This window comes from Corynebacterium tuberculostearicum (assembly GCF_032821615.1).
Taxonomy (GTDB): domain Bacteria; phylum Actinomycetota; class Actinomycetes; order Mycobacteriales; family Mycobacteriaceae; genus Corynebacterium; species Corynebacterium tuberculostearicum_H.
This window is the reverse complement of the sequence record NZ_JAVBIF010000012.1, coordinates 21,292-47,145: the sequence shown is the minus strand read 5'-3', so window position 1 is coordinate 47,145 and position 25,854 is coordinate 21,292. Positions and strand designations below refer to the sequence as shown.

Annotated in this window: 25 protein-coding genes and 1 tRNA gene; 7 read left to right on the top strand and 19 right to left on the bottom strand. The window is 61.3% G+C overall.

What is annotated here, in order from left to right; genetic code table 11:
- Positions 1-3: 3 nt before the first annotated feature.
- Positions 4-1,434 carry a peptide MFS transporter gene (locus RAE09_RS09005; protein ID WP_034668059.1) on the top strand — a complete coding sequence of 477 codons (1,431 nt, stop codon included), beginning with the start codon at positions 4-6 and terminating at the stop codon, positions 1,432-1,434.
- Positions 1,435-1,565: 131 nt separating this feature from the next.
- Here the strand turns inward: RAE09_RS09005 and RAE09_RS09000 are convergent, their stop codons facing one another.
- Genes RAE09_RS09000 through pflB form a run of 5 tightly spaced genes read right to left on the bottom strand, consistent with a single transcriptional unit; the run spans position 1,566 to position 7,272 of the window.
- Positions 1,566-2,708: an SPFH domain-containing protein gene (locus RAE09_RS09000; protein WP_316981513.1), complete on the bottom strand. Its 1,143-nt coding sequence runs from the start codon at positions 2,706-2,708 to the stop codon at positions 1,566-1,568.
- A 59-nt stretch (positions 2,709-2,767) separates the two neighbouring features.
- The gene (locus tag RAE09_RS08995; protein WP_316981512.1) at positions 2,768-4,006 is read right to left on the bottom strand and encodes an alpha/beta fold hydrolase; all 1,239 of its coding nucleotides are present in this window, start codon (positions 4,004-4,006) and stop codon (positions 2,768-2,770) included.
- An 11-nt stretch (positions 4,007-4,017) separates the two neighbouring features.
- Positions 4,018-4,887 carry a pyruvate formate-lyase-activating protein gene (gene pflA / locus RAE09_RS08990; RefSeq protein WP_005327293.1) on the bottom strand — a complete coding sequence of 290 codons (870 nt, stop codon included), beginning with the start codon at positions 4,885-4,887 and terminating at the stop codon, positions 4,018-4,020.
- A 2-nt stretch (positions 4,888-4,889) separates the two neighbouring features.
- Positions 4,890-5,141, bottom strand: a complete 252-nt coding sequence (gene grcA2 / locus RAE09_RS08985) for an autonomous glycyl radical cofactor GrcA2 (RefSeq protein WP_005323969.1) — start codon at positions 5,139-5,141, stop codon at positions 4,890-4,892.
- Between the two features lie 43 nt (positions 5,142-5,184).
- Positions 5,185-7,272, bottom strand: coding sequence for a formate C-acetyltransferase (pflB, locus tag RAE09_RS08980; protein ID WP_316981511.1), 2,088 nt, complete (start codon positions 7,270-7,272; stop codon positions 5,185-5,187).
- Between the two features lie 316 nt (positions 7,273-7,588).
- On the opposite strand from pflB, the gene RAE09_RS08975 reads away from it, so the two are divergent.
- A complete protein-coding gene (locus RAE09_RS08975; protein WP_316981510.1) occupies positions 7,589-9,499 on the top strand; it encodes a solute carrier family 23 protein in 1,911 nt (636 codons plus the stop codon).
- Here the strand turns inward: RAE09_RS08975 and RAE09_RS08970 are convergent, their stop codons facing one another.
- Together RAE09_RS08970 and RAE09_RS08965 are read right to left on the bottom strand one after the other, a co-directional pair.
- Complete coding sequence (locus RAE09_RS08970) at positions 9,500-10,090, bottom strand: hypothetical protein (protein ID WP_236587107.1); 591 nt, start codon at positions 10,088-10,090, stop codon at positions 9,500-9,502.
- A gap of 78 nt (positions 10,091-10,168) precedes the next feature.
- A tRNA-Leu gene (locus RAE09_RS08965) sits at positions 10,169-10,250 on the bottom strand.
- 72 nt (positions 10,251-10,322) lie between these two features.
- Between RAE09_RS08965 and RAE09_RS08960 the strand changes: the two genes are divergently transcribed.
- Both RAE09_RS08960 and RAE09_RS08955 read left to right on the top strand, forming a co-directional pair.
- Positions 10,323-10,763, top strand: coding sequence for a hypothetical protein (locus RAE09_RS08960; protein WP_316981509.1), 441 nt, complete (start codon positions 10,323-10,325; stop codon positions 10,761-10,763).
- A gap of 2 nt (positions 10,764-10,765) precedes the next feature.
- Entirely contained in the window at positions 10,766-11,110 is a 345-nt protein-coding gene (locus tag RAE09_RS08955) for a DUF3817 domain-containing protein (protein WP_179386919.1), read from the top strand.
- Here RAE09_RS08955 and rdgB read toward each other — a convergent pair.
- The 8 genes from rdgB to clpS form a co-directional block, all read right to left on the bottom strand.
- Positions 11,107-11,715: an RdgB/HAM1 family non-canonical purine NTP pyrophosphatase gene (gene rdgB / locus RAE09_RS08950; RefSeq protein WP_316981508.1), complete on the bottom strand. Its 609-nt coding sequence runs from the start codon at positions 11,713-11,715 to the stop codon at positions 11,107-11,109. The two genes, RAE09_RS08955 and rdgB, sit on opposite strands and share 4 nt — an antisense overlap.
- Positions 11,709-12,437 carry a ribonuclease PH gene (rph, locus tag RAE09_RS08945; protein WP_316981507.1) on the bottom strand — a complete coding sequence of 243 codons (729 nt, stop codon included), beginning with the start codon at positions 12,435-12,437 and terminating at the stop codon, positions 11,709-11,711. The genes rdgB and rph overlap by 7 nt, the downstream gene beginning before the upstream one ends.
- Positions 12,438-12,452: 15 nt before the next feature.
- A complete protein-coding gene (locus tag RAE09_RS08940) occupies positions 12,453-13,214 on the bottom strand; it encodes an MBL fold metallo-hydrolase (RefSeq protein WP_239194593.1) in 762 nt (253 codons plus the stop codon).
- A 71-nt stretch (positions 13,215-13,285) separates the two neighbouring features.
- Entirely contained in the window at positions 13,286-14,065 is a 780-nt protein-coding gene (gene murI / locus RAE09_RS08935; RefSeq protein WP_316981506.1) for a glutamate racemase, read from the bottom strand.
- Positions 14,065-14,718 carry a rhomboid family intramembrane serine protease gene (locus RAE09_RS08930; RefSeq protein ID WP_250409258.1) on the bottom strand — a complete coding sequence of 218 codons (654 nt, stop codon included), beginning with the start codon at positions 14,716-14,718 and terminating at the stop codon, positions 14,065-14,067. Before RAE09_RS08930 ends, murI begins: the two co-directional genes overlap by 1 nt.
- 13 nt (positions 14,719-14,731) lie before the next feature.
- Positions 14,732-15,658: a P1 family peptidase gene (locus tag RAE09_RS08925; RefSeq protein ID WP_316981523.1), complete on the bottom strand. Its 927-nt coding sequence runs from the start codon at positions 15,656-15,658 to the stop codon at positions 14,732-14,734.
- Entirely contained in the window at positions 15,658-16,194 is a 537-nt protein-coding gene (locus tag RAE09_RS08920) for a DUF2017 domain-containing protein (RefSeq protein WP_316981505.1), read from the bottom strand. Before RAE09_RS08920 ends, RAE09_RS08925 begins: the two co-directional genes overlap by 1 nt.
- 4 nt (positions 16,195-16,198) lie before the next feature.
- Complete coding sequence (gene clpS / locus RAE09_RS08915; RefSeq protein ID WP_005323948.1) at positions 16,199-16,525, bottom strand: ATP-dependent Clp protease adapter ClpS; 327 nt, start codon at positions 16,523-16,525, stop codon at positions 16,199-16,201.
- A gap of 122 nt (positions 16,526-16,647) precedes the next feature.
- Here clpS and RAE09_RS08910 point away from each other — a divergent pair, with 122 nt between their 5' ends.
- Positions 16,648-17,976 (top strand): nicotinate phosphoribosyltransferase, encoded by a 1,329-nt coding sequence (locus RAE09_RS08910; RefSeq protein WP_316981504.1) that lies wholly within the window; start codon positions 16,648-16,650, stop codon positions 17,974-17,976.
- 18 nt (positions 17,977-17,994) lie between these two features.
- A complete protein-coding gene (locus RAE09_RS08905; protein ID WP_250409257.1) occupies positions 17,995-19,974 on the top strand; it encodes an ATP-dependent DNA helicase in 1,980 nt (659 codons plus the stop codon).
- Here the strand turns inward: RAE09_RS08905 and RAE09_RS08900 are convergent.
- The 4 genes from RAE09_RS08900 to nrdF form a co-directional block, all read right to left on the bottom strand.
- Positions 19,940-20,671 (bottom strand): aminoacyl-tRNA hydrolase, encoded by a 732-nt coding sequence (locus tag RAE09_RS08900; protein ID WP_316981503.1) that lies wholly within the window; start codon positions 20,669-20,671, stop codon positions 19,940-19,942. The genes RAE09_RS08905 and RAE09_RS08900 overlap by 35 nt on opposite strands.
- Positions 20,664-21,854, bottom strand: a complete 1,191-nt coding sequence (gene serB, locus RAE09_RS08895; RefSeq protein WP_316981502.1) for a phosphoserine phosphatase SerB — start codon at positions 21,852-21,854, stop codon at positions 20,664-20,666. Before serB ends, RAE09_RS08900 begins: the two co-directional genes overlap by 8 nt.
- A 103-nt stretch (positions 21,855-21,957) precedes the next feature.
- A complete protein-coding gene (gene ctaD / locus RAE09_RS08890) occupies positions 21,958-23,652 on the bottom strand; it encodes an aa3-type cytochrome oxidase subunit I (protein WP_316981501.1) in 1,695 nt (564 codons plus the stop codon).
- A gap of 342 nt (positions 23,653-23,994) precedes the next feature.
- Positions 23,995-24,984, bottom strand: a complete 990-nt coding sequence (gene nrdF, locus RAE09_RS08885; protein WP_005323941.1) for a class 1b ribonucleoside-diphosphate reductase subunit beta — start codon at positions 24,982-24,984, stop codon at positions 23,995-23,997.
- 146 nt (positions 24,985-25,130) lie between these two features.
- Between nrdF and RAE09_RS08880 the strand changes: the two genes are divergently transcribed.
- On the top strand, positions 25,131-25,826 hold the full coding sequence (locus RAE09_RS08880; RefSeq protein WP_316981500.1) for a FadR/GntR family transcriptional regulator: 696 nt from the start codon (positions 25,131-25,133) through the stop codon (positions 25,824-25,826).
- Positions 25,827-25,854 lie beyond the last annotated feature (28 nt).

The window sequence follows — 25,854 nt, the reverse complement described above, 5'->3', positions numbered from 1 at the left end:
TTTATGACAATTATTAAACAGCGTTCAATCCGGCGTCTACCGGCGGCTTTACCAGCAGTCGCCGGAATTGAAATGTGGGAGCGCTTTAGCTTCTACGGCATGCAAGCCATCCTCGCCTACTACCTCTATTCCACCTCCGGCGGGCTCGGCATGGACCAAGCACAGGCCACCGCGCTTGTCGGCACATACGGTAGCCTGCTCTATCTGTGCACGTTCGTAGGCGGGTGGGTCAGCGACCGGCTCTTGGGCGCCGAACGCACGCTCCTTGCCGGCGCGGTTCTGCTCATTTGCGGGCACTTTTCGTTGTCCTTGGTGCCTGGCGCGGCAGGTCTCGTAGCCGGGCTTTTGCCGCTTGCACTGGGCTCAGGCCTGCTCAAGACAGCAGCAATCACCATTCTGGGTGCGGCTTTTCCTCCCGCGGCCGGCGCACGAGATGGCGCCTTCCAGATCTTTTATCTAGGGATTAATATCGGCGCCCTACTCGGGCCAATGCTTACTGGCTGGCTGGCACAAGAATACGGTTACCACGCTGGCTTCCTCGCGGCCGCGATCCTCATGTGTTGCGGGTGCGCCCTCTACGGCACGCTGCGCCGGCGGGTAGTTGCGGAATTCGATTCGCGGCCGCCCAACCCCACCACCACACCGGGCAGGGCCGCGGCGATAGCGTTGGCGGCCGTCGTGGGCGGCGTCGTCGTTGCGGTGACTGTCTCGCCAGATAAGCTGGCCATGCTTTTGCTCCTTACCACGATCACGGCCGCCCTCGCTCTCTTCGCCAGCATGCTGCGGTCGCCGCGGGTCAGCGCGCCGGAGCGGCGGAAGGTCGTGGCATATATTCCGCTGTTTTTCTGCTCTACGGCCTATTGGACCCTCCAACCGCAGATTTACGGCGTGCTAGCCGTGTACTCGGATCAGCGTGTAAACCGCATGGTAGGCGGATTTGAGATTCCAGCGGCGTGGACGCAATCGCTCAACCCCCTGTTCATCTTGGTGTTGTCCCTCCCATTGGCTGCTGGCATGGCCCGATGGGCTCGCTCGCGACGTCTATTAATGGCCGTAGGCATCATGGTGGCTGGTTCCGGAATGTTTGTGCTGTTGCCGTTCGTCGGGGGCGGAGAAAACTCAACGCCGTTCGCGGCTTTGGCCTTGACCATCTTCTTGATGTCGCTCGGCGAGCTATTCATCGGACCAGTGGGCATGGCGGCATCGGCCGCGCACGCACCACGGGCCTACGCGACGCGCTTTTCAGCACTGTACTTTCTCACCATGGCCATCGGCACCTCGCTGGCGGGAACACTATCGACGCTCTATGACCCTTCCTCGGCAGATGCGGAGCGGAACTACCTACTTATTGTCGGAATCGTCCCCGTCGCACTGGGACTCATGCTCTTGGTCGGCCGAAAGGACGTCGTGGACGAGGTGTCGGGCGGCGTCTAAGGTATCGGCTCCTGAGGTAGCTTGGGTGTCAGTGGAGAAAATCTGACACTCGTGATCGGGTATTACCTCCGCGCGGCGGATTATGCCACGCTGCGCGGTATAGGCGTCAAAGAGGTTATCGATGCTCAGGACTAGTCCTCGTTCTTCAGTTGCTCGCGCAGCTGCTGGAAGTACTCGCGGGCAGCCTGAGGCTGCGCCGTGGAGTGCTGGCCCTGCTGCGGCTCTGCCTGCTGATTCTCGGAGCGTTGCTGCTCAGCGCGCTGGGAAGCGGCGATGGCTTCGCGCTTAGCGCGTTCGGCCTGACGCTTAGATTCGCGCTCGATTTCTTCGGCGCGGGATGGCTTCTTAGGCTGCGGGCGACGGCACTGGGACGGCTCCTCGGCGGAGTCGAGGGCACGGTTGGCCATGAGCACATCGCGCATACCGCTGAAAAGATCGCCCATCCCCTGCGGGTTGGAGGGCATGTAGAGAACGGACGCCTGGCCGTTGTGAGAGACGTCGACCATAGCGTCGAGGTACTGGGAGACCAGCATGAGGGCTTCGGGGGATTCTTCCACGCCGGCGTCGCGAAGCATCTCGTACTGCTGGGCAATGCCCTCGACGATTTCCTTACGCTGGTCGGCGACGCCGCGGCCCTGCAGCTTCTTCGCCTCGGCTGCACCCTCGGCCTCCTTGACCACGCGGATCTTTTCAGCCTCCGCCTGGGCGACGGCCGCCTCGCGCTCGCGCTGCGCTGCGTTAATGGAGTTCATGGACTCACGCACCCGGGAATCAGGGCGAATATCGGTGACCAAGGTATTGACGAAGTTCCAGCCATATTCGGCCATGTTGTCGCGCAGGGAGGCCGCAACATTGCGGGCGATGGTGTCCTTGGAAGAGAAGGAATCATCCAGGTTCATATTCGCCACGGAAGAGCGAACATTGTCCTGCACGTAGGCCACAATCTGCTGCTCGTGATTGGAGAGCATGTAGTACGCCTCGCGCTCGCGACCCTGGACTACCTCGTACTGCACGGCGACAGGGATTTGGACGAAGACATTGTCCTTCGTCTTGGTCTCCACCATCACGTCCAGCTGGCGCACCTGCAGCGAAATCTTATCGCGTACACGGTCCACCCACGGCATTTTAAAGTGCAGGCCAGCATGCGCCACCTTTTGGAATTTACCCAATCGCTCCAGAATGGCAGCTTCGCGAGTGCGAACGATGAAATAGCCATCGAAGAGCGTTCCCAAGATAATCAGCAGAATAATGACTAATACTATGGTGGCAATCATTGAGTCTCCCTAAATGTCGTGATGATCACTAATATTTTCGCATAGGAAATAGCGAAATGCTAGTGAGCGTCGATAAGCGAAAAGAGCTTCCCCAAGATGGTCGCACCATCCTCGCGAATGCCGTTGTGCTGGAACTCATTGTTGATCCACGGCCGCAGGTCTCCCAGGTGCGCGGCCGTAGCCAAGGACTCCTCGAGCGGGACGAAAATATCATCGACGTAGATGGCCGCAGCCGTGGTGGGTACCTCGCCCAGCGCATAGGGCGGGGAGAATTCGTGGCGGGCGAGGCCATGGGCGGCGTCGGCAAACGCGTGCAAGGCCGGGTCCTCGTCGAACTGCCAGGGGAAAATGTGCTCGCCGGTCAGCCAGGTGCCGACCTCAGCAAACTCCGGAAATTCCTCGCGCACGCGGTGCGCCGCCCAGTTCGTAGCGGCCTGGCCACCGGCGCCGCCGTAAATCGACTCATGGATTGCGGCGTACAACGGAGCATCCGCAAAGCTCACGCGCTGGCCGACGTCCGCCAGGAAGTCACCCCGCAACCGCTTCTCCCCCGCTACGGTGCGGAAGGGCTCTTCCAGCAGATAGGCCAGCGAATCAAAGCCGGTGCCGCGGCCGAGCTCGATGCCGATAGTGCGAAACCGCAGTGCGGACAAGCGCTCACCGGTAGGAAGCCGCTCATCCGAATTGTCGAGGTGGGAAATGATCTCCTCGATCCGGCCCTGTGCCCACGGGAATTCGCGGTAGAAGCGCTGTTGGCGGACCTTGAGCTTGCTGAAAGTAGCGCGGTAGAGCTCATCCGCGCCCTTCAGCGTAGGGATGCCGCCAGTGAAGAAGGCATGCTCGACGCGCTCCGGCGCCTGGGAGAGGTAGGCGGTGATGCAAAAGCCGCCGAAGGATTGGCCGAACAGCGACCATTTCTCGAGTCCGAGGTGCTCGCGCAGGCGCTCGGCATCGCGGACGATATTGTCTTGGCGCAGCAACGCCAAGTGCCCTGCAGTGCGCTCTGCGGCCGGGCTAAGCGCATCAATGCGGTGCGATCTGCCGGTGCCGCGCTGATCCATGAGGATAACGCGGTAGCGCTCTAGCGCCTTGCTAATCAGCCCCGTAGGCGCCAACGGCCGAGGCGCCGGGAAACCGGGACCGCCCTGCAGGTAGAGCAATGCGGGCAGGTCCTCTCCACCGGGCGGGATTATTTCGCGGGCGTAGAGCCCAAAAGTCCCGTGGGGATTGGAATAATCCCACGGGACTTCTAGGTGGTGCTCTTTAATTGTGTGGCCGAAGCGGCGATAGGAGGTCATGTCCTCCCAGACTAGTGGACTTCGAGACCCTTCGAGCGGAAGACGTCGCGGATTTTCTCCACATCCTCCGGCTTTGGTGGCTTCGTGTCAGCTAGCTGGTAGTTCATACCCAAGTTATCCCACTTGTCCTTGCCCATATTGTGGAAAGGCAAGACCTCAACGCGCTCAACGTTGGATTTCCAACGCGCCACGATATTGGCCACATTTTCCACGTTCTCTGGCGAGTCCGTGAGGTCTGGCACCACCACGAAGCGGATCCACACCGCCTTGCCCATCTTGTTTAGCCTGTCGCCGAAGTCCAGCGTGGGCTGGAGTTCGCGCTGAGTGACCTTGCGATAGGTTTCCTCGTCGCCCGACTTGACGTCGAGAAGCACGAGGTCGATATTGTCCAGGTCCTCGTCACGCAAACGCGCACCGAGATAACCGGCAGTATCGATGGTGGTGTGGATGCCCGCATCGTGAACTTCCTTCAGCACGCGGCGCGTGAAAGAAAGTTGGAAGAGGGGTTCACCACCGGAGATGGTGAGACCGCCACCGGAAGCGTTGAAGATTGGCTTATAACGCTTAATGCGCTTGACCACATCCTCGACCCGCTCCAGCGTGCCGGTCTTCATCTCCCAGGTGTCTGGGTTATGGCAGTACTGGCAGCGCAGTGGGCAGCCGGACATGAACATCGTCATGCGGGTACCCGGGCCATCGACGGCGGTCACGAGCTCCCAAGAGTGCACGAGGGCAATATCGCCGGTACGGCGCGCCTCCATGAGTTCGGGGCGGGTAATGTCATCGAATTGAGCGTCGTCTCCCAGGCCCGCGGCCGCGCCGCGGACTCGCTCTCCCTCTTCAGGAGAGAGGGTAACGACACCAGTAACGCCATCTGCCATGATTAGGAACCCTGGTGGAAGGTGCGGGAGATAACGTCGAGCTGCTGCTCCTTGGTCAGCTTGACAAAGTTGACAGCGTAGCCAGAGACGCGAACGGTGAGGTTCGGGTACTTCTCTGGGTGCTCAACGGCGTCCTCGAGGGTGGACTTGTCCAGCACGTTGATGTTTGCGTGGTACAGACCAGAGTTCATCTGGTGTGCATCGCGGTTTGCCTTCATTGCAGACATGCGGTCTTCGAAAGTTGGGGTTGCCATGATTTTCTCCTTTTCGAGATGGTTGAGGGGGGGTTGGTGGTTTTTACTTCTCCATGATGAAGCCAGCATCCAGAACGCCCACCAAGTTATTGATGCGCTCTTCTGGGGTGCGGCCCAATCCGGAAGGAGTAATGGTGTTGGTCAGCGAGATGCCGTCCAAGGCGTCCTTGTAATCCAGTTTGCCGACCGACAGCATGGACGCGACCATACCGTGGCTGTCAGCACCGTTTTCTGGGTTAGCACCCGGGGAGAACGGCGTGCCAGCCTTGTGGCCCGACGGGAAGGCGCCTGTTGCCTTGCCGTAGACCACGTTCGAGGTAATGGTCAGCACGGACTGGGTTGGGATGGCGTTGCGGTACATCGGGATGGCCTTAATCTTTTCCATCACGGTGTGGACAATGGTAGCGGCGATATCATCGGCGCGGTCATCATCGTTGCCGTAGAACGGGAAGTCACCTTCGGTGACGTAGTCCGTAATCAAGCCGGTCTCGTCGCGTACCGGGGTGACCTTAGCGTACTTGATAGCAGCCAGGGAGTCAGCGACGATGGACAGGCCGGCGATGCCGCAGCCCATGGAGCGGACGATATTGGAATCGTGCAGCGCCATCTCGACTGCCTCGTAGGCGTACTTGTCGTGGGAGTAGTGGATGATGTTGAGGGCCTCAACGTAGGTGCCAACAACCCAGTCCAGCATCTCCTCGTACTTCTGCCAAACCTCGTCGAAGTCCAGCGGGCCGTCGCCCTTGATGGGCTCGTAGCCTTCGACAACCTGCTTGCCGGTTACCTCATCGCGGCCACCGTTGATGGCGTAGAGCAGAGCCTTTGCGGCGTTCACACGAGCGCCGAAGAACTGCATCTGCTTGCCAACTTCCATCGGGGAGACACAGCAAGCAATTGCGGCGTCATCGCCCCACTGCTCACGAATCTGGCGGTCAGACTCGTACTGGATGGAGGAGGTCTCAATGGAGATGTGGGCACAGAATTCCTTGTAGCCCTCTGGCAGCTTCGGATCCCAGAAGATGGTGATGTTTGGCTCAGGTGATGGGCCAAGGTTCACCAGGGTCTGCAGCAGACGGAAGGAGGTCTTGGTGACCATGTGGCGGCCGTCGTTGCCAAAGCCAGCGTCGGACCAGGTTGCCCAGTATGGGTCGCCGGAGAAGATCTGATCGTAATCGATGGTGCGCAGGAAGCGAACGATACGCAGCTTGAGAACCAGGGAGTCGATGATCTCCTGGGCGTCTTCCTCGGTGATGATGCCAGCGGCGAGGTCGCGCTCGAAGTAGCAATCGAAGAAGGCGGACAGGCGGCCGATGGACATTGCGGCGCCATCCTGGGACTTAATGGAAGCCAGGTAGCCGAAGTAGGTCCACTGCACTGCCTCGTGAGCGGTCTTAGCCGGCTGGGAGATGTCGAAGCCGTAGGACTCGGCCATCTTCTTGAGCTTCTTCAGGGCCTTAATCTGCTCGGAGTGCTCCTCGCGGTAGCGTGCCCAGTGCTCAGAGAAGCCAGCATCTGCGACGGAATCGCGGGAAGCCTGCTTTTCCTCGATCAGGTAGTCCACACCATACAGTGCGACACGGCGGTAGTCGCCGATGATGCGGCCACGGCCGTAAGCATCCGGCAGGCCGGTGATGATGTGTGATGAACGAGCAGCGCGGATGCGCGGGGTGTAGATATCGAAGACCGCATCGTTGTGGGTCTTGCGGTAACGGGTGAAGATCTTCTCCACCTCAGGATCTACTTCCTTGCCCGCTTCGGCGATAGCCTGCTTGACCATGCGCCAGCCACCGAACGGCATCATGGCGCGCTTCAGCGGGGTATCAGTCTGCAGGCCGACGATGACGTCGTCGTCCTCTGAGATGTAGCCGGCCGGGAAGGCGTCGATATCGGTCGGGGTGTGGGTGTCAACGTCGTAAACGCGCTGCTCGCGCTCGACGGACAGATACTTCTTTTCCAGGGTGTCCCAGACGCGCTTGGTCTTCTCGGTCGGGCCTGCCAGGAAGCTGGAGTCACCGTCGTACGGCGTGTAGTTGCGCTGGATGAAGTCGCGGACGTTAATGCCCTCGGTCCATGGACCGGACTCAAATCCCTTCCAAGCTTCAAACTGTTGAGGCTGCGTTGCGGTAGTCATAATTCCCTTCTCTCGGGCGAATTGCTATCAGGGGATAAATGCCGCTTTCTTCGAGCCACAGCACCAAGCCCCTCTGGCCTCAATTGTTGACCAATTCCCTGGTAATAACAAGTCTCGCAAACGTTTGAAAGCTAAGTAATAAACCGGTCGTGTTGTTTCGCAGGTGAGTGATTTTATGCAGTACGCACGTACGTCTTCCATCGGGGGTGAAATAGCCCCGAACGTGTTCCGCATCACCACTAAATTTTGGCCGCTACCTGCGCGAACCTCTACTGTTAATCCCGTTCAGCTTCGCTTCCGCACAAAGGAGGACTTCGTGGCTTCCCAGCCCAAGCATCCAGTAGATATCGTCCCACCCGCGCCCAAACTAGCCGCCTTGGGTTTACAGCATGTGCTGGCGTTTTATGCCGGCGCAGTCATCGTCCCGCTGCTCATTGCCGGCTCGCTCAATCTGGATGCGGAAACCACCATCCACCTCATTAATGCGGACCTGTTGACCTGTGGCATTGCGACGATCATTCAGTCCATGGGCGTCGGCAAGCGCATTGGCGTGCGCCTGCCCATCGTGCAGGGCGTGACTACTACGGCCGTCTCCCCGATTATTGCCATTGGCCTGGGCGCGACCGACGGCGCGGGTGGGGTGGCCTCGCTGCCAACCATTTATGGCGCCATTATTGTCGCCGGCCTTTTTACCTTCTTCGCGGCGCCGGTCTTTGGCAAGGTGCTGCGTTTCTTCCCGCCGGTGGTCACCGGTTCGGTCCTACTGGTCATGGGTACGTCGCTGTTGGGGGTGTCGGCCAATGACTTTGTCAATTACGCCGAGGGCGTGCCGGCCACCCGCGACTTACTCTATGGCTTTGGCACTCTCGCGGTCATCATCTTGGTGCAGCGTTTTTCCTCCGGCTTCCTGGGCACCCTGGCCGTGCTCATCGGCCTAGTCCTGGGCACTGGCGTGGCGCTCGTGCTTGGCGACGCCTCCTTTGACGAGGTCTCCTCCGCCCCCGCCCTCGGCATTACTACCCCGTTCTACTTCGGCATGCCGAAGTTCGACTTGGTGGCTATCTTCTCGCTCATCATCGTCATGATCATCACCATGGTGGAAACCACCGGTGACGTCTTTGCCACCGGAGAGATTGTCAAGAAGCGCATCCGCCGCGATGACGTCGTGCGCGCCATTCGCGCCGATGGCCTGTCCACCCTGGTGGGTGGCGTGATGAACTCCTTCCCCTATACCTGCTTTGCCCAAAACGTTGGCCTGGTGCGCCTGACCAGCGTGAAGTCGCGCTGGGTGGCCGTTGCCGCCGCCGGGTTCATGATGGTGCTGGGCATTTTGCCCAAGGCCGGCGCGGTCGTAGCCTCCATCCCCTCCCCCGTTCTCGGCGGCGCCTCCCTGGCGCTTTTTGCCAACGTGGCGTGGGTGGGCCTGCAGACCATCGCCAAGGCCGATCTTTCTGATGGCCGCAACTCCGTCATCGTCACCTCCGCGCTCGGCCTGGCCATGCTGGTGACTTTCAAGCCGGATATCGCCACCGCCTTCCCGGAGTGGGCGCAAACCTTCGTCTCCTCTGGCATGTCCATCGGCGCGATTACCGCCATCGTGCTCAACCTTTTGTTCTTCCACACAGGAGGCAAGCAGGGAACGCAGGTGTCTCGGGCCGTCGGCAAGAGCGTGAGCCTCCAGCAGCTCAACGGCGCCTCCCGCGAGGAATTCGTCTCCGCACTGCGCCCGCTGTTTAATAACGAGACCTGGCCGCTGGAGCTGGCGTGGGAGTCGCGTCCCTTCGGCGATGTTAATGAGCTGCGCGCGGCCATTCAGGTGGCCGTGCTGACCGCGGATGATTCCCGCCGCGCCGCCCTCATCCACGATTACCCGGCCATGGATGAGCTGCTGCTTGCCGACGCCGACGAAGCCGCCACCATCTCCGCCGACCGCGGCTCCCTGGGCCTGACCGACCTGGATGATGTGCAGACCGAGCGCATCACCGAGCTTTCCGCCGCCTACCGCGAGCGCTTTGACATGCCGTTTGTGGCCTATTTGGATACCAATGACACCGTCGAGCGCGTCATTGATGCCGGCGTGCGCCGCCTGGCCAACTCCCCGGAACAGGAAAACCGCACCGTGCTGGGCGAAATCGTAGAAATTGCCAACGACCGCTTCGATATTCTGCTGGCCGATGCCAACCCGGTCCGCTCCTCGTGGGACCGCAAGTTCACCGAGGTGGACTAGTTAGCGAAAGGAAAAGTCCACTTCGGCCTCTGGGTCCACGCCGGAAATAATGCCGGTGTAGAACTGCTTGGCCTGGGATTGGAGGACATCGCGATTATCCGCGATGTCCTCTTTCTTTTTGTCCTCGTTGAGGATCTTGGTGATGGTTTCCGCCTTATCGATATCCGGGGTAATCCAACTCAGCGCCCCGTTGTCCTCCACCGCGGTTTCGAAATTCTCATCCGAGTGCCCGATGAAAATGAACTCGGGGATCTCCACGCGGAAGTGGTGCGGGGATTCTTCTTCCACCTGAACCTGCGAACCTTCGATGCCGAGCTTGGCACGGTAGGAGTACTTGATGTACTGGGTGCGCTCGCTGCCCGGGACCTGCCAATTCCACAGCTTGCTGGTAGCGGATTCCTCCGATAGGCCCTCGATGCCCAGCGAGACGAGCACCACCTGCTCTTCACGCTCCACGGCCTTGATGACCTTGGTATTACTCGATTCGGTCTCCACCTCCACCGGTTCCCGCACCTGCCAAATGAACACCGCGGCGGCAGCCACGGCGGCAATGAGAATGACGGCGACAAGGGTGGAAAGCAGCTTTTTCATGATGACCATCTTAGGGCGACTATGCGGGCGGTGATATGCGAAAGCGCCGCCAGCTTCGAGAGCCAGCGGCGCCGATAGTGCGCCCGGTGAGACTTGAACTCACACGTCATAAGACACTAGAACCTAAATCTAGCGCGTCTGCCAATTCCGCCACGGGCGCGGGGGACTTGCCATAGTGTACACGGCACGCCGTCAATCCAGAAACCAGGGGTGTTCTGTTTTCCGGCCGCTGATGGGTAGGGTGGAACGCGTGAGCACTCAAGAGGAAAAGAAGAACAAGCGCATGCAGGTGCGGTGGTGGCACATCCTCCTCATCGCGTTTTTCGTCGTGCTCTTCCTATTCCTGGCCTATTGGCAATGGACGCGCTTCCGCTCCGGCTCGGGCACCTTCCAAAACTTGGGCTATGCCTTCCAGTGGCCACTGTTCGCCGTGTTCGTGGTCTATGCCTATCGCACCACGCTGCGCTATGAAAACGAGCGCCTCGCGGCCGAGGAAGAAGCCCGCGACATGGATAGCACCACCACTGAGGCCCCGGCTGAGTCTCCCGCACAGCCGCAGGCGAACACCAAAATCGATGAGGATTTCCTGCCCCAGCGGCCTCAAATAGATGTGGACACGTTCAACGCCATGAATACCCCGCGCCGCCGGCGCGGCGAGAATGAAGAAAGCTGATTATGACCAACAAAGTTCACCCCGCCCGCCAGGCCCGCATCCGCGGACCTTTGAAGTTTTTCTCCATCGCGGCCACCGTGACCGGTATCTTCCTGATTATCCTGGTCATTCGCATGGTCTGCCAGTACCTCATCGGCATGGAGATCCCAGAGTGGGCCACCTATATCGCGATCGTGCACGGCATCGCGTACATGACCTACCTGCTGTCCATCCTTATCCTCGGCCCGCGCGCCCTGTGGCCGGTGGGCAAGCTCTTTACCACCGCCCTTGCCGGCGTGGTGCCCTTCCTGTCCTTCTGGATGGAGCACAAGCGCCGCAAGGAGATTAAGGAGGAGTTCCAGCTTTAGGAACTACGAACCAGCTCCGCGATGGCGGGGACTAGTTGACTTAGAGCGCGGCCGCGATGCGAGACCGCGTTCTTTTCTTCTGGGGACATCTCCGCGGCCGACCGGGACTCGCCTTCTGGCTGAAAGAGCGGGTCATAGCCAAAGCCGTTGTCCCCGCGCGGCTCGCGCAGGAAGCGGCCTTCCCAGCGGCCCTCGGCCACGTGCTCGGTGCCATCGGGAGTCACGAGCGCGCAGACGGAGACGAAAGCGGCGGCGCGGCGCTCATCGGGAACATCGGCCATCTGCGCCAAGACCAGGTCACTATTGGCCTGGTCATTGCCGTGCTGGCCGGACCAGCGGGCGGAAAGCACGCCGGGCATGCCGTTGAGCTCTTCGATGGCCAGGCCGGAATCATCCGCGATGGTGGCAAAGCCGGTCGCGGCCGCGCCGGCGCGGGCCTTGATAAGCGCGTTATCGGCAAAGGTGCGGCCGTCTTCCACCGGCTCTGGGTAGGGCTCCACGGCGGATAGCGGGCGCAGCTCGACGCCCTCGATGCCAGCATCGGCCAGGATGCGCTCGAGCTCCGCGAGCTTCTTCGGGTTATTGGACGCGACGAGAATTACCACCCTAGCGCCGCCTTCTGTGCGGCGATAAGCTCGCTGCAGCCCTTCTGCGCTACGTCAAGCATCTCATTGAGCTCGTCGCGGCCAAAGAGGCCGTGCTCGCCGGTGCCCTGGATTTCCACGAAATCACCGGATTCCTGCATCACCACGTTGAGGTCGACCTCGGCGCGGGAGTCTTCCTCATAAGGCAGGTCAAGGCAGATTTCGCCATCAATGATGCCAACCGAGACCGCAGCGATGGGATCGAGCAGTGGCTCGCCGGGGACGACGCCCTCGGCCTTGAGGTGTGCGATGGCGTCGGCAAGCGCAACATAGGCGCCGGTGATAGACGCAGTGCGGGTGCCGCCATCGGCCTGCAGGACGTCGCAGTCGAGCTGGATGGTGTTCTCGCCCAGCTCCTCGAGGTCCACCGCAGCGCGCAGGGAGCGGCCGACGAGGCGGGAAATCTCATGGGTGCGGCCCTTGACCTTGCCCTTCATGGATTCGCGCGGCATGCGGTCATGGGTCGCGGAAGGCAGCATGGCGTACTCGGCGGTAAGCCAGCCTTCGCCCGAATCGCGCTTGAAGCGCGGCACGCCATATTCCACGGATGCGGTGCACATGACGCGGGTATTGCCAAACTCCACCAGCACCGAGCCGGCCGGGTTGGTGGTGAAATTGCGGGTAATGCGGACGCTGCGCATCTGGTCCAGCGCACGCCCATCGGCACGAGTAAATTCAGTCATGCCGTCCAGCGTATCTTAGAACTCCATCCCCGCGGCGCCGAGGACAATCTCTCCATCGAATTCGGAGCGGGCTGCCTCCAAAGTTGCTTGCGCATCGCCCCACGGTTGAATGTGGATGAGCACCAGCTTGCTCACACCCGCCTCGCGTGCCGCCCTACCGGCTTCCGCGCCCGACATGTGCATGTCCGGCGCCTTGCCCTCCGAGGTCTCGCCCCAGGCCGCCTCGCAGAGGAAGATATCGGCGCCACGGGCGGCTTCGACAAGCGCGGGCGTATAAGAAGAGTCACCGGAATAGGTAATGGTCTGGCCCGTCTTCGTATGCTCCACGCGCAAGGCATAGGCCTCTACCGGGTGATTTACCGGGAAGGGGGTGATATAGACATCGTCCACGAGCTGGCGCTCGCCCGGCTCCCAGGCGCTAAAGGCGAAGGTATCGGACATGTCATCGATGCCATCGACCTCATCGGAGGACAGGCGGCCCAGATGCGTAGGCGTAGCCTTCGGCCCGAAGCACATATTGCGCGAAGCCGCCGGCGCCGTGGGATGGAAGCGGCGCCACACCATCAGGGAAGGAAAATCCAGGCAGTGATCGGCATGCAGATGGCTAAAGGCCACGTGCGCATCACAAGGATCCTGCTGCTGTTCCAGCTGCGCCAAAGTACCGGGGCCCATGTCGAGGACGATGGACGGCGCATTATCGAAGGACAGCAAGTAGCCAGAGGCGGGATTCTGGGCGGTGGGGACGCTACCGGAGCAGCCTAGGATGGTCAGCTTCATGGGCTCAATAGTTCCATGAATTCGCCCCACATGCGTACTCAACGTGCAAACGGGGGAGAAATTGCACTTCCTTATGCAATCTGGGGGCCGAGAAAGCGCGTGGCAAGGCGGGCAAAGGCTTCCGGATCGCCGGTGGATTCAAAAGTGTGGACCGGCTGAGTATCTGCGGGGGCCAACATATCCGTTTCCGTGAGAATCCGCATCACATCCTTGGTGGTTTCCTCCGAGGAGGTCACCAAAGAAACATTATCGCCCATCGCCAGCTGGATAATGCCGGTCAGCAGCGGATAGTGCGTGCAGCCCAAGACCAGGGTGTCTACCCCTTGTGCCTGCAGCGGGGCCAGGTAGCCCTCGGCGACGCCGAGGATTTGGCGGCCGGCGGTAATGCCCCGCTCGACAAAGGGAACAAAATCCGGGCAGGCGGTGGCAAAGGCCTGCACCTTGGGGTTGAGTGCGAATAAGTCTTGATAGGCGCCAGACTTGATGGTGCCTTCAGTGCCGATGACGCCGATTTTTCCGTTGCGCGTGGTGGACATGGCGCGGCGCACCGCGGGCCGGATGACCTCCACGATGGGGATATCGTAGCGCTCGCGCGCATCGTGCAAGAAGGCGGCGGTGGCGGTATTGCAGGCAATGACCAGCATTTTGCAGCCGCGCTCCACCAGCCGATCGGCCACGTCTTGGGAAAAGGCGCGGACTTCCGAGATGGGCCGCGGGCCATAAGGGCTGTGCGCGGTATCGCCGGTATAGATGACGGATTCGTGCGGCAGCTGTTCCATCACCGCGCGTGCTACGGTGAGCCCGCCCACGCCGGAATCAAAGATGCCGATGGGAGAGGTCGCAGTTGGCATTAGCGCTTCACTGCCTTAACCGGGTCGTCCGAGGTAATGGTCATGCCGGCGAGGATTCCGCCAATGGCGCCGAAGAGGTGGCCCTGCCAGCTCACGCCCTCGTAGACGGGCAACACGCCCCATACCAAGCCGGAGTAGGCGAAGCCGAGCACGATGCCCAATATGGTCTGGATGAGCGAACGGTTAAAAATTCCGCGCACAATCAGATATGCCAGCCAGCCATAGACCAAGCTGGAGGCACCGATATGGGAGGTACCGGGGCCGCCGATAAACCAGGTTCCAAGGCCCGCGACCAGCGTGGTGATCAGCGTGACCTCCCACCAAGCCTTGCGGCCGGACAGACCGATGAGGAAGCAGAAGATGGCGCCGGGCACCGAGTTGGACATCAAGTGCTCAAAGTTCGCGTGCAGCAGCGGGGCGGTGACAATGCCCCAGATGCCATTGAAATCCAGCGGGCGAATGCCGTAATTAGAAAGCTGGCCGCCAAACAAGAAGGCGTTGATGATGTGGACCGCCCATTCCACCACGAGAAAGCCAATGGCTATGGAAAAGCCGGTGGTGATGCGGCCACTGCGGGTGTAGTTCTTGGAATCGCCGCGATTGACCTGGCCCGTGGGCGCCGGCTGGTAGTTAGATGTTCCACCTGAAGTCATAATGCGCCTTATCTTAGTCCAGCAGATCGCGGTACGCGCTCAAGCCTAGGCCGGGGTCGGCGGCGGTGACCGCGTTGACGATGGCTTCTTCCACGGCATCGGCGGCCGCGGCGCACAGCTGGGTCACCACCTGCGTGCTCAGTTCGGCTGGGCGCTTGGCGGTGGACAGGGCAAAGATCGTGTCCCCATCCAGTGGCGAATGCGCAGGACGTACCGCACGGGCGATGCCATCGTGGGCAGTCATGGCCAGGCGCTGGGCTTGGGCGGTGGTAACGGGGGCGTCGGTAAGCACGGCGCCGATGGTGGTATTGAGCTTGGACTCCGCTGGGTGCGGCAAGGCGCGGTAGGCGGCAGCATTGACCGGGGTGCGCCCCGGCGCGCCGTACAGCCGGCCGGACTGCGGCTCGATGACCTCGCCCACGGGGTTGGCAACCATCGCGGCACTGACCTCGTAGTCACGAACCCGGCGCGTGGCCAGCCCGAAGCCGCCCCGCAGCTTGCCCGCGGTAGCACCCACGCCGGCTCCCACCGAACCCATTGATTCGTCGCTGCCTATGAGCGCGGCTCGCAGCGCGGCTGCGCCTTCCTCCGGCCCAGGACGGGAAGGTCCGACCAGCAGATCAAAAATGACGGCGCCGGGAACGATGGGAACGCGCGGCCCGGGCTTATCCTCGCCGAAGACGGGAAAGCCGATCCCTTGCTCTGCCAGCTCATTCATCACGCCGTCGGCAGCGGCTAGGCCAAAGGCGGAGCCACCTGCCAGCACCACGGCGTGGACGCGCTCGACCGTATTATGCGGCTGTAAAAGGTCCGTTTCGCGGGTGCCTGGGCCGCCGCCGCGCACGTCGACGCTGCCGAGCGCTCCGCCGGGCCCGCAGTAGAGCACTGTGACTCCGGTATCGGTGCCGCTATAGTGCCCGATGCTCATGCCGTCCAGCATTAGTCCATCAGCACCTGCAGCAGCGAATCCTGGCAAAAAGCCAGCCATTCCACGAGGCTATCGCGGTCAGACATCAGGTTGTTATCGGCCACATCGCCCGCCGCGACAAAGAGGCGGAGGTCGTTGAGGCCGGCGACGAAGGCTTGGGCCTCTTGCTCGTTGATAGTGACCTCTACCCCACCGGTAGGGCCGAGGGCGGCGCCAATTACTTGCAGGTTTTCCAGCTTGGCGCGCGCAATGTCGTTTTCATGCAGGGAACGCAGCAGCGAGGCATCGCCTTCATATTCCTCATCACCGGGCATTTCAAAGTCCGGGAAGAGACGGGCCAGTGAGGGATCGTCTGGGGCCTCGGTGTGGCCGGTGGGCATGTCCAGCATCTCTGCCAGCTCGTCCTTAGGCGCGGACTGGGCGCGCTTAATGATCGCCTCGGAGACGGTGGCAGTGAGATCGCCCAGTACTTCGCGCTCCATTGGTTCGAATACGGCCGTGATCTTCGGCGCGCGCATGAGGGACTTCTTTTTCTTCCACGGTTGCATCTATTTAACCTGCCTGCTGCATCGTTGCCCACAGACCGGCGATCTGGAGCTTTTTCACGTCCGCTTCAATCTTGTCGCGCTCGCCGCTGGACACGGCCGCTTTGCCCTCGGTGTGGACCTGCATCATGAGTTCATTGGCCCGCTTCTTGTCATAGCCCAATACGGTTTGGAATACATAGGACACATAGCTCATCAGATTGACGGGGTCATCCCACACGATGCACATCCACGGCAGGTTCTCGCTCGTGGCTACGTCTACGTCGAGTTCTTCATCCAATTCGGGCGTAGCCATGGGAGAGCTCATCCGGACTACAGGAAATTGCGCCTTCATGCCCTCTAGCCTAACCATATTTGGGAATTTATTGTGGGCCCGCGCAATCTGGCTTCAAACATTCCGGCGCCAAAGAATCTAAACCCCTGAAAAGCACCTAGTCAGTGGGTATTATCACTCCCGTGAATGACAAAGCTATCCCTAATGATCGCTCTACTGCACTGCTCACGGATAAATATGAGCTAACGATGCTCCAGGCCGCGCTGCGCGATGGCTCGGCAAACCGCCAGGTCACCTGCGAGGTGTTCGGCCGCCGCCTGCCCAATGAGCGCCGCTATGGCGTCGTTGCCGGCACCGAACGCGTCCTGCGCGCAGTGGAGGATTTCCGCTTTTCGGCCAATCAGTTAGCGGAGATGGACTTCCTGGATGAGCAGACCAAGGAGTATCTGCGCCACTATCGCTTTTCCGGGCAGATTGACGGCTACCGCGAGGGCGAGCTTTATTTCCCCAACTCCCCCATTCTGACGGTGCGCGGCACCTTTGGGGAATGCTTGATTTTGGAGACCGTCATCTTGTCCATCATGAACGCCGATTCCGCGGTGGCTTCGGCCGCCTCCCGCATGGTCACGGCGGCCGACGGCCGCCCCATTATCGAGATGGGCTCGCGCCGCACCCACGAGTATGCGGCGGTAACCTCCGCCCGCGCGGCCTACCTGGCCGGCTTCAATGCCACCTCCAACCTGGAGGCGGGCTACCGCTACGGCATTCCGGTCTCCGGCACTGCCGCCCACTCTTGGACCTTGGCGCATACCAACCCGGATGGCACCCCGAACGAAGAGGCCGCCTTCCGCTCCCAGATCGACACCCTCGGTGTGGACACCACGCTGTTGGTCGATACCTATGACATCACCAAGGGCGTCGAGACCGCAGTGAAGGTAGGCGGACCGAAGCTCGGCGGCGTTCGCATCGATTCCGGTGACCTTGGTGCGCTCACCCGCCGCGTGCGCAAGCAGCTGGATGATTTGGGCAATCACAACACCAATATCGTGGTCTCCTCCGACCTCGACGAGTTCGCCATCGCTGGCCTGCGCGGCGATCCAGTAGACGCCTACGGCGTCGGCACGTCCGTAGTAACCGGCTCCGGCGCGCCCACCGCGGGCATGGTCTACAAGGTCGTAGAGGTAGACGGCATCCCGGTGGCAAAGCGCTCTTCCTCCAAGCAATCCGTCGGCGGTGCCAAGCGTGCGCTGCGCACCTACCGTTCCTCAGGTGTGGCGGTAGAAGAGATCGTCTACCCCTTCGACGCACCAGCGCCGGATACCGGCCAGCTCGATACCCGCGAGATGACCATTCCGCTCATGCGCGATGGCCACATCGTCGACGGGCTGCCTGATCTGCATGCCTCCCGCGAGTATTTGGATCAGGCCCGCAAGACCCTGCCATGGGAAGGCCTGGCGCTCTCCCGCGATGAAGCGGCCGTGCCCACGCGGATGGTGGGCTTTAAAAAGTAGGCCGCTAGACTGTGTGGGGTGAGTGAGCACGCAGATGAGCCCCTAAACCTCGACACGGAAACGCTGCTGGGAAAAGCCGTTGATGCGCTGGGCGGCAGCCGGCGCGAAGGCCAGGTGCGCATGGCCACGGCCGTCTCGGCCGCGCTCGAAAAGGAGCGCCACCTGGCAGTGCAGGCCGGTACCGGTACCGGTAAATCGCTGGCCTACTTGGTCCCGGCTATCCGGCATGCGATGAACTCGGGGTCCACCGTCATCGTCTCCACCGCGACCCTAGCCTTGCAGCGCCAGCTGGTGGAGCGCGATCTGCCGCGGCTTACTAAGGCCCTCGCCCCTGTGATGGAGCGTACGCCCACCTTCGCCATCATGAAGGGCCGAAATAACTACCTGTGCATGAATAAGATTGCGGCTACCCCGGATGACCCGGAAGCTCTTATCGACGAATCCGAGATCTCCCACCGCGGCAAGGCCGTGCGCCGTATCCACGAGTGGGCGCAGGAAACCGACACCGGTGACCGCGATGACCTAGAGCCGGGCGTGCCGGACTTAGTGTGGCGGGCGGTATCGGTAACCTCCAACGAGTGCTTAGGTGCTTCGCGCTGCCCGCACGGGCCGGATTGCTTTGCGGAAGAGGCTCGCAGGGCGGCTGCCGACGTCGATATCGTGGTCACCAACCACGCCATGCTCGCCATCGACGCGGTTTCTGAAGCAAATATCTTGCCGGAGCACGACGTCGCCATTATCGATGAGGCTCACGAGCTCGACGGCCGCATCACCTCCGTGTCCACCGCGGAGATTACTACCCGCGCCATCAAGATGGCCGCCAACCGCGCGAAGTCGCTGGGAAATGCCGGCAGCCTCTCGGACTTGGCCGAGGAATTTGATGACCTGATGAAAATCCAAGAGCCCGGCCGTTGGACCGACTTGGATGAAACCTCCCAGGGGCATCTGCGCGCGCTTGCCGACGAATTCCTGCGGGTTAAGTCCCTCATTTCTCGCGCACCAGAAGGCGAAGCGACCGACGACCCAGAGAAAAACGCCGAGCGCCAAAACTTGAGCAACCACCTTTCCGACCTCGCGCAGGCCGTAGCGCGCATGCTGGAGGTTTTCGCCACCGATGACCCGGCCAAGCAAGACGACGTCGTCTGGCTCGAGCGCGATCCGCGCAGCGACGCCGAGACCCTCGCCGTGGCGCCCCTCTCCATCGCCCACATGCTGCGCGAAAACCTCTTTGGGGAGCAGACGGTGGTGCTGACCTCAGCCACCCTCGCCCTCGGCGGCCGCTTCGATGCCATGGCCGCCCAGTGGGGCATGCCGAGCGGCACCTACGACACCTTGGACGCGGGCACGCCTTTCGACCCAGCCAAATCCGGCATCCTGTATACCGCCAAACACCTACCCACGCCGGGCCGCGACGGCCTGCCCAAAGAAACCATCGATGAGATCTACGAGCTCATTATGGCCGCCGGCGGGCGCACGCTTGGTCTGTTTTCCTCCCGCCGCGCGGCGGAAGAGGCGGCCACCGCCCTCAAGCCGCGCATCCCCTTTGACCTCTTCGTGCAAGGCGAGGATTCCATCGGCGCCCTGGTAGAGAAATTCTCCCAAAAGGAAAACTCCTGCCTCTTCGGCACGCTTACCCTATGGCAAGGCGTGGACGTGCCGGGGCCGGCCTGTTCGCTGGTCATCATCGACCGCATTCCGTTCCCCCGGCCGGACGATCCCCTGATGCAGGCGCGCGCCCAAGCGGCCGATGCTGCGGGCCGCTCCGGGTTCATGGAGGTCTCCGCCAACCACGCCGCCTTGCTCATGGCACAGGGCGCAGGCCGCCTGCTGCGCCACGTGACCGACCGCGGCGTGGTGGCCGTACTCGATAACCGCTTGGAGTATAAGCGCTACGGCAGCTTCCTCAAGGCCTCCATGCCACGCTTTTGGCAGACCACCGACGCGGATACGGTGCGCGGCGCGCTTAAGCGATTGGTCGCCGCAGGGCGCACACGGTAGCCGAGTCCGGCGCAATCTCCGTAAACCCGGCGTCCACGATGACCACGGCGCCATCCTGCGCGCAGGCCGTGCGAAAATCTTCGCCGGACACCTCGCGCACCGAAAGCTCAAAACCGGTATCGGCCCAGGCACGGGCCTCGTCCACCGACATCGCCGCGGCGAGCATCATCGAACCGTGGCCCACCTGCGCTGCGGCCTTGCCGGCAGACATGTCGAGGCTGCGGTCGACGTAGATGACGGGGGCGTCGCCAAGCGGGGCTCCCGGCTCATCATAGGCAAGCTCAGTGTGCCCGATCTGCAGCTTGCCGATGAGCGGATCCACCTCCCCCACGGCCGAAGGCGCGAAGGCCCGGGCACGGTCCGCCACAGTCACGCCCGGCAGGCTCTGCACATCGCGCCAGGCCTTATTGCGCGCCCGGCGGGCGATTTTGCGGATGCGGTGGCCATACCACTGTCCCAGGGCGTGGGCGAAGGCCCCGTCCTCCCCCGCGCGCTCGTCCAAGCACACGGCCACAACGGCGCGAGCGGCCGCCTCCAGCACTTCCGTGCGCGCCGGCGGCTCCTGCTTTGGCAGGTTAAGCGCAATCTGCATCGCTTGGATGGTGGCGGGCTCGTCAGGGTTTTCTGGGTCATCGCGCCACGAGCGCGAGTCACAAGCCTCTACCAAGCGCTGGTGGGCGATTTCAAACTTATCCACGAACAACCTCCTCGGCCGGAATTCCCAAAATCTGTAGTACTTCATCCAGCCGCCGGTGATTTACCGAGGTATCCGCCACTTCTTGCAGCGCCGGCTTAGCGTTAAAGGCAATCCCCAACCCCGCGGCGGTAATCATATCGATGTCATTGGCCCCGTCGCCCACGGCAACCGTCTGGCGCATGCCCACTCCGGAATCCGCGGCGAACTCCCGCAGGAATTCCTCCTTGGCCTTGCGGTCAACCACCTTGCCGGTTATGCGGCCGGTGAGCTTGCCATCGGCGATCTCCAAAGTATTGGCGCGGACGTAGTCCAAGTGCATTTCTGCGGCTAGGCCCTCTAGGACTTGGATGAACCCGCCCGAGACCACAGCGGTGCGATAACCGATGCGGTTGAGCGTGGCAATAGTCTCGCGGGCACCGGGGGTCAGCTGTATCTCGCGGGCTACCTCATCAAGGATGGAAGCATCCAGGCCGGCCAAAACGGCCACGCGCTCGCGCAGGGACTCCTCAAAGTCCAATTCGCCGCGCATAGCCCGGGCCGTGATGGCGGCGACCTCTTCCTCTATGCCGGCGTGCGCGGCCAGCATCTCGATGACCTCGCCTTGAATGAGGGTGCTATCACAGTCGAAGCAGACGAGGCGCTTGGAACGCCGGCCCAGACCCGCCGGTTCGATAGCAATGTCGATGCCAATCTGCTGTGCCAGCTCTGCCAGCGCCTGGCGTACGGGTGCCGCGGAACCTTGGAGGGACAAGAAAAGCTCCAGTCCGGTCAGCGGAGAGGTGGAAAGCCCGCGGATGCGATCGATATTGGCATCGAAGTTGACCAATACGCGGGCGACCTCCTCTACGTGGTGGGCGGTTACTTCCGTTCCCATGAGGACCACCGCATGCGTGGAGCGAGCTCGCGCGCTAGATTCCTCCTCCCGCACGTCCACGGATACCTGCTGCCCGTAGATGCTCAAGGTATTGCGCAACCCCTGTGCAATCTGCTCGGCACGCGCACTGGGAATGCGGGTATGGGCAGCGAGGGTGATACGGCCGGAAAAGATGGCCTGTTCGACGTCGACAAGCGCGGCGCTATAAGACGCCAACACGCGGAAGAAGGCAGCCGAGACCCCAGGTTTGTCCGGCCCAGTGGTGGTAACGACGGCATAGGTATCAGTTTGGGGACTCACGCCGCCCATTATCGCACGTGGGGCAAATAAGATACGCCAAAGCCGCCTCCCACGGCCCTTGGTGGGCTGGGAGGCGGCTTAAGTCAGGAGTGCTTTAGCGAGTTGTATCGCTTTAGTGGCTACCCACGTGTGCTTCTTCGCGCATGCGCTGAACCATGTGCGGGTAGTGCAGCTCGAAGGCCGGACGCTCGGAGCGGATACGCGGCAGCGACACGAAGTTGTGGCGCGGCGGCGGGCAGGAGGTTGCCCACTCGAGGGAGTTGCCGTAGCCCCATGGGTCATCCACGGTGACAATCTCGCCATAGCGCCAGGACTTGAATACGTTCCACACCAGCGGGATAACGGAAGCGCCGAGGACGAAGGAGAAGATGGTGGAAATCTGGTTGAAGACCGTGAAGCCATCGGACTCCAGGTAGTCAGCGTAACGACGCGGCATACCCATGTTGCCGACCCAGTGCTGAACCAGGAAGGTGCCGTGGAAGCCGATGAAGGTCAACCAGAAGTGAATCTTTCCCAGACGCTCGTCCAGCATGCGGCCGGTCATCTTCGGGAACCAGAAGTACAAGCCGGCGAAGGCGGAGAACACAACCGTACCGAACAGGGTGTAGTGGAAGTGCGCAATCAGGAAGTAGGACTCAGCCAGCTGGAAGTCCAGGGCCGGGGATGCCAGCATAACGCCGGTCATGCCGCCGAACAGGAAGGTAGCCATGAAGCCCATGGCGAAGATCATCGGGGTATCCCAGGTGATGTGGCCCTTCCACATGGTGCCCACCCAGTTGAAGAACTTAACACCGGTTGGAACCGCAATCAGGAACGTCATGAAGGAGAAGAACGGCAGCAGGATAGCGCCGGTGACGAACATGTGGTGTGCCCACACAGCCATGGACAGGGAGCCGATGGCCAGCAGCGCGAAGACCAGGCCGATGTAGCCGAAGACCGGCTTGCGGGAGAAGACCGGAACGACCTCAGATACAACGCCGAAGAACGGCAGCGCGAGGACGTAAACCTCAGGGTGGCCGAAGAACCAGAACAGGTGCTGCCACAGGATGGCGCCGCCATTAGCGGAATCGTAGATGTGGCCGCCCAGCTTGCGGTCATACAGAACGCCCAGTGCCGCAGCGGTCAGCAGTGGGAAAATCATGAGCACGATGGCGGATGCGGTAAACACAGCCCAGCTGAAAACCGGCAGACGGAACATGGTCATGCCCGGTGCGCGCAAGGTCAGGATGGTCGTAATCATGTTGACGGCGGAGGCAATGGTACCGACACCGGTAGCGCCCACGCCGACGATCCACATATCCGCGCCGATGCCCGGGGTGTGGACACCATCAGCCAGCGGCATGTACATGGTCCAGCCGAAGTCAGCTGCACCACCTGGGGTAACGAAGCCCAGCAGCATCACGGTGCCGCCCAGCAGGGTAACCCAGAAGCCGAAGGCGTTCAGACGCGGGAAGGCCACGTCCGGCGCACCAATCTGCAGCGGCAGGATGTAGTTACCAAAGCCCCACACAACTGGGGTCGCAAACAGCAGCAGCATCACGGTGCCGTGCATGGTGAACAGCTGGTTGAACTGCTCATTGGACAAGAACTGGAGACCCGGGGTGAACAGCTCCGCGCGGATCAACAGTGCCATAAAGCCACCGAGGAAGAAGAAGCTGAAGGACATGATCAAGTACATGATGCCCAGCTGCTTGTGGTCGGTGGTGGTTAGAAATACCCAAGCCTTTGAACCGGTCTTCGCGTTACCGGTTGGCTCTGGACGTGTGGGGGCGACGTAATCGTCGACCCGTGGCGCCACAGCGGTCATAAAATCCTCCTGAATAACAAAGTGTCTGTGGACAGACTCCACCTACACCTAGGTTTACTCGCCTTATATTAGGCCATTTTCCCCTGTTCTTTCCAGCTTCCCCCAATACTTCGCCGCAAGGACAAGCCTCACCACTGACCACATCTGCCACATTGCCCCTGCACGTGGCGCGGCCACTATTTCCGGCTACGGTTTTCGCCCGAAATACACCGTGCTATATGTCACAGCCGCGCCGAATTGTGCGGCCCCAAAACGCAAAAACACACCCCCGCTCGTTATCAACCTTTCGGTTGAGTTCGAACAGAAGGTGTGCCGCTAGACCACGCTGATCAGCGGGAATGCTTAGAAGTCCCAGTCATCATCCGTGGTGTCCTCAGCCTTGCCGATGACATAGGACGAACCCGAACCAGAGAAGAAGTCATGGTTCTCGTCGGCGTTCGGCGACAGGGAGGACAAGATAGCCGGGGAAACGCGGGTCTCATCGGCTGGGAAGAGCCCCTCAAAGCCCAAGTTATTCAGTGCCTTATTGGCGTTGTACCGCAGGAAGCGCTTAACGTCCTCGGTCCAGCCCAGGTCATCGTAGAGATCCTCGGTGTAGTCGATCTCATTGTCGTAGAGGTCATAGACCAAGTCGAAGGTGTATTCCTTCAGCTCCGCCTGGTGCTCTTCATCCAGCTGCTTATACGCCTGCTGGAACTTATAACCAATGTAGTAGCCATGCACAGCCTCATCGCGGATGATCAGGCGGATGATATCGGCGGTGTTGGTGAGCTTCGCGCGGGAGGAGAAGTACATCGGCAGGTAGAAGCCGGAGTAGAACAGGAAGGACTCCAGCAGCGTGGAGGCCACCTTCTTCTTCAGCGGATCATCGCCCTTGTAGTAGGACAAGATGATCTTGGCCTTCTTCTGCAGGTTCTCGTTTTCTTCGGACCAGCGGAAGGCATCGTTGATCATCGGCGTGGACGCCAGGGTCATAAAGATATTGGAATAAGACTTGGCGTGCACGGACTCCATGAAGGCGATATTGGTGTAGACCGCTTCCTCATGCAGAGTCTGGGAATCCGGAAGGAGGGAAATCGCACCCACAGTGCCCTGGATGGTATCCAGCAGCGTCAGGCCGGTAAAGACCCGCATGGTGGTTTCCTTTTCCTTCTCCGTCAGCGTCTTCCAGCTAGGAAGGTCATTGGAGACGGGGACCTTTTCTGGCAGCCAGAAATTACCGGTGAGGCGATCCCAAACCTCGAGGTCCTTTTCATCCGGGATGCTATTCCAGTTAATGGCCTTAACTGGCTTTTCATGACTAGAAACGTAGTCATCGTACTCGTGCGACACGCGGCGTCACTCCAATACATAATACGGACACTTTTAGCTCCCCAGCATACCCAATTCGCCCGCCCTCTAAATCATTGTGGTGGATGCCTCATGCCTATACTGATCCCAGCTATACCGAGTGCCCGCACAGAGAGGATTCACCCACCATGAGCGCCACCCCTCCCCTACTCGGCTCCGTGGTGGATCAACTCGGCGCGGACATCGTGAGCGGAGACCTCGCGGAGGGCGAGCGGTTCCGGCTGGGGGACGTCGAAAAGCGCTTTGGCATCTCCCGCACTGTGGCCCGCGAGGCCATGCGCGCCCTGGAGCACCTCGGCATGGTGAGCTCTGGGCGCCGCGTGGGCATCACGGTGCTACCGATGGAAAAGTGGGCGGTATATGACCCGGCGATCATTGGCTGGCGCTTAAACAACGATAAAACGCGCGGGCAGCAAGTGGCTCGGCTCAACGAGCTGCGCCTTGGCATCGAACCGGTGGCCGCACGTCTGGCTGCCGGCAATGCCACCGCCCAGCAGCGGGCGGAATTGCTGCGCCTCGCCGCGCGCTTGGCCGAGCTGGAATCCACCCCGTCTCCGCGCGTGGGCGAAGAATTGGAAACCGATCTGCGCTTCCACACCCTCATCCTGCGGGCCTCCGGCAATGAGATGCTGGCCGCACTCGCCCCTTCCCTGGTGGCGATGCTCAAGGGCAAGTCGGTTTTTGGATCCCGCAAGCGCGACCCCATCGGCGGCACCACACAGCTGCACATGGAGCTGGCCCGCGCCATTAATGCCGGGCTTGCCGACGCCGCCGAAGAAACCTCCCGCACCATTCTCGACCGCACCCGGGCAGAAAACGGCTAAGCGCCTCGCTGCACGTCCTTCCCCACGA

Bases quoted from the DNA above. Each gene is read 5' to 3' on its own strand.
- RAE09_RS09005 (WP_034668059.1), top strand. From the start codon at position 4: ATGACAATTATTAAACAGCGTTCAATCCGGCGTCTACCGGCGGCTTTA.
- RAE09_RS09000 (WP_316981513.1), bottom strand. From the start codon at position 2,708: ATGATTGCCACCATAGTATTAGTCATTATTCTGCTGATTATCTTGGGA.
- RAE09_RS08995 (WP_316981512.1), bottom strand. From the start codon at position 4,006: ATGACCTCCTATCGCCGCTTCGGCCACACAATTAAAGAGCACCACCTA.
- pflA (WP_005327293.1), bottom strand. From the start codon at position 4,887: ATGGCAGATGGCGTTACTGGTGTCGTTACCCTCTCTCCTGAAGAGGGA.
- grcA2 (WP_005323969.1), bottom strand. From the start codon at position 5,141: ATGGCAACCCCAACTTTCGAAGACCGCATGTCTGCAATGAAGGCAAAC.
- pflB (WP_316981511.1), bottom strand. From the start codon at position 7,272: ATGACTACCGCAACGCAGCCTCAACAGTTTGAAGCTTGGAAGGGATTT.
- RAE09_RS08970 (WP_236587107.1), bottom strand. From the start codon at position 10,090: ATGAAAAAGCTGCTTTCCACCCTTGTCGCCGTCATTCTCATTGCCGCC.
- RAE09_RS08960 (WP_316981509.1), top strand. From the start codon at position 10,323: ATGGGTAGGGTGGAACGCGTGAGCACTCAAGAGGAAAAGAAGAACAAG.
- RAE09_RS08955 (WP_179386919.1), top strand. From the start codon at position 10,766: ATGACCAACAAAGTTCACCCCGCCCGCCAGGCCCGCATCCGCGGACCT.
- rph (WP_316981507.1), bottom strand. From the start codon at position 12,437: ATGACTGAATTTACTCGTGCCGATGGGCGTGCGCTGGACCAGATGCGC.
- RAE09_RS08940 (WP_239194593.1), bottom strand. From the start codon at position 13,214: ATGAAGCTGACCATCCTAGGCTGCTCCGGTAGCGTCCCCACCGCCCAG.
- murI (WP_316981506.1), bottom strand. From the start codon at position 14,065: ATGCCAACTGCGACCTCTCCCATCGGCATCTTTGATTCCGGCGTGGGC.
- RAE09_RS08930 (WP_250409258.1), bottom strand. From the start codon at position 14,718: ATGACTTCAGGTGGAACATCTAACTACCAGCCGGCGCCCACGGGCCAG.
- RAE09_RS08925 (WP_316981523.1), bottom strand. From the start codon at position 15,658: ATGCTGGACGGCATGAGCATCGGGCACTATAGCGGCACCGATACCGGA.
- RAE09_RS08920 (WP_316981505.1), bottom strand. From the start codon at position 16,194: ATGCAACCGTGGAAGAAAAAGAAGTCCCTCATGCGCGCGCCGAAGATC.
- clpS (WP_005323948.1), bottom strand. From the start codon at position 16,525: ATGAAGGCGCAATTTCCTGTAGTCCGGATGAGCTCTCCCATGGCTACG.
- serB (WP_316981502.1), bottom strand. From the start codon at position 21,854: ATGGGCGGCGTGAGTCCCCAAACTGATACCTATGCCGTCGTTACCACC.
- ctaD (WP_316981501.1), bottom strand. From the start codon at position 23,652: ATGACCGCTGTGGCGCCACGGGTCGACGATTACGTCGCCCCCACACGT.
- RAE09_RS08880 (WP_316981500.1), top strand. From the start codon at position 25,131: ATGAGCGCCACCCCTCCCCTACTCGGCTCCGTGGTGGATCAACTCGGC.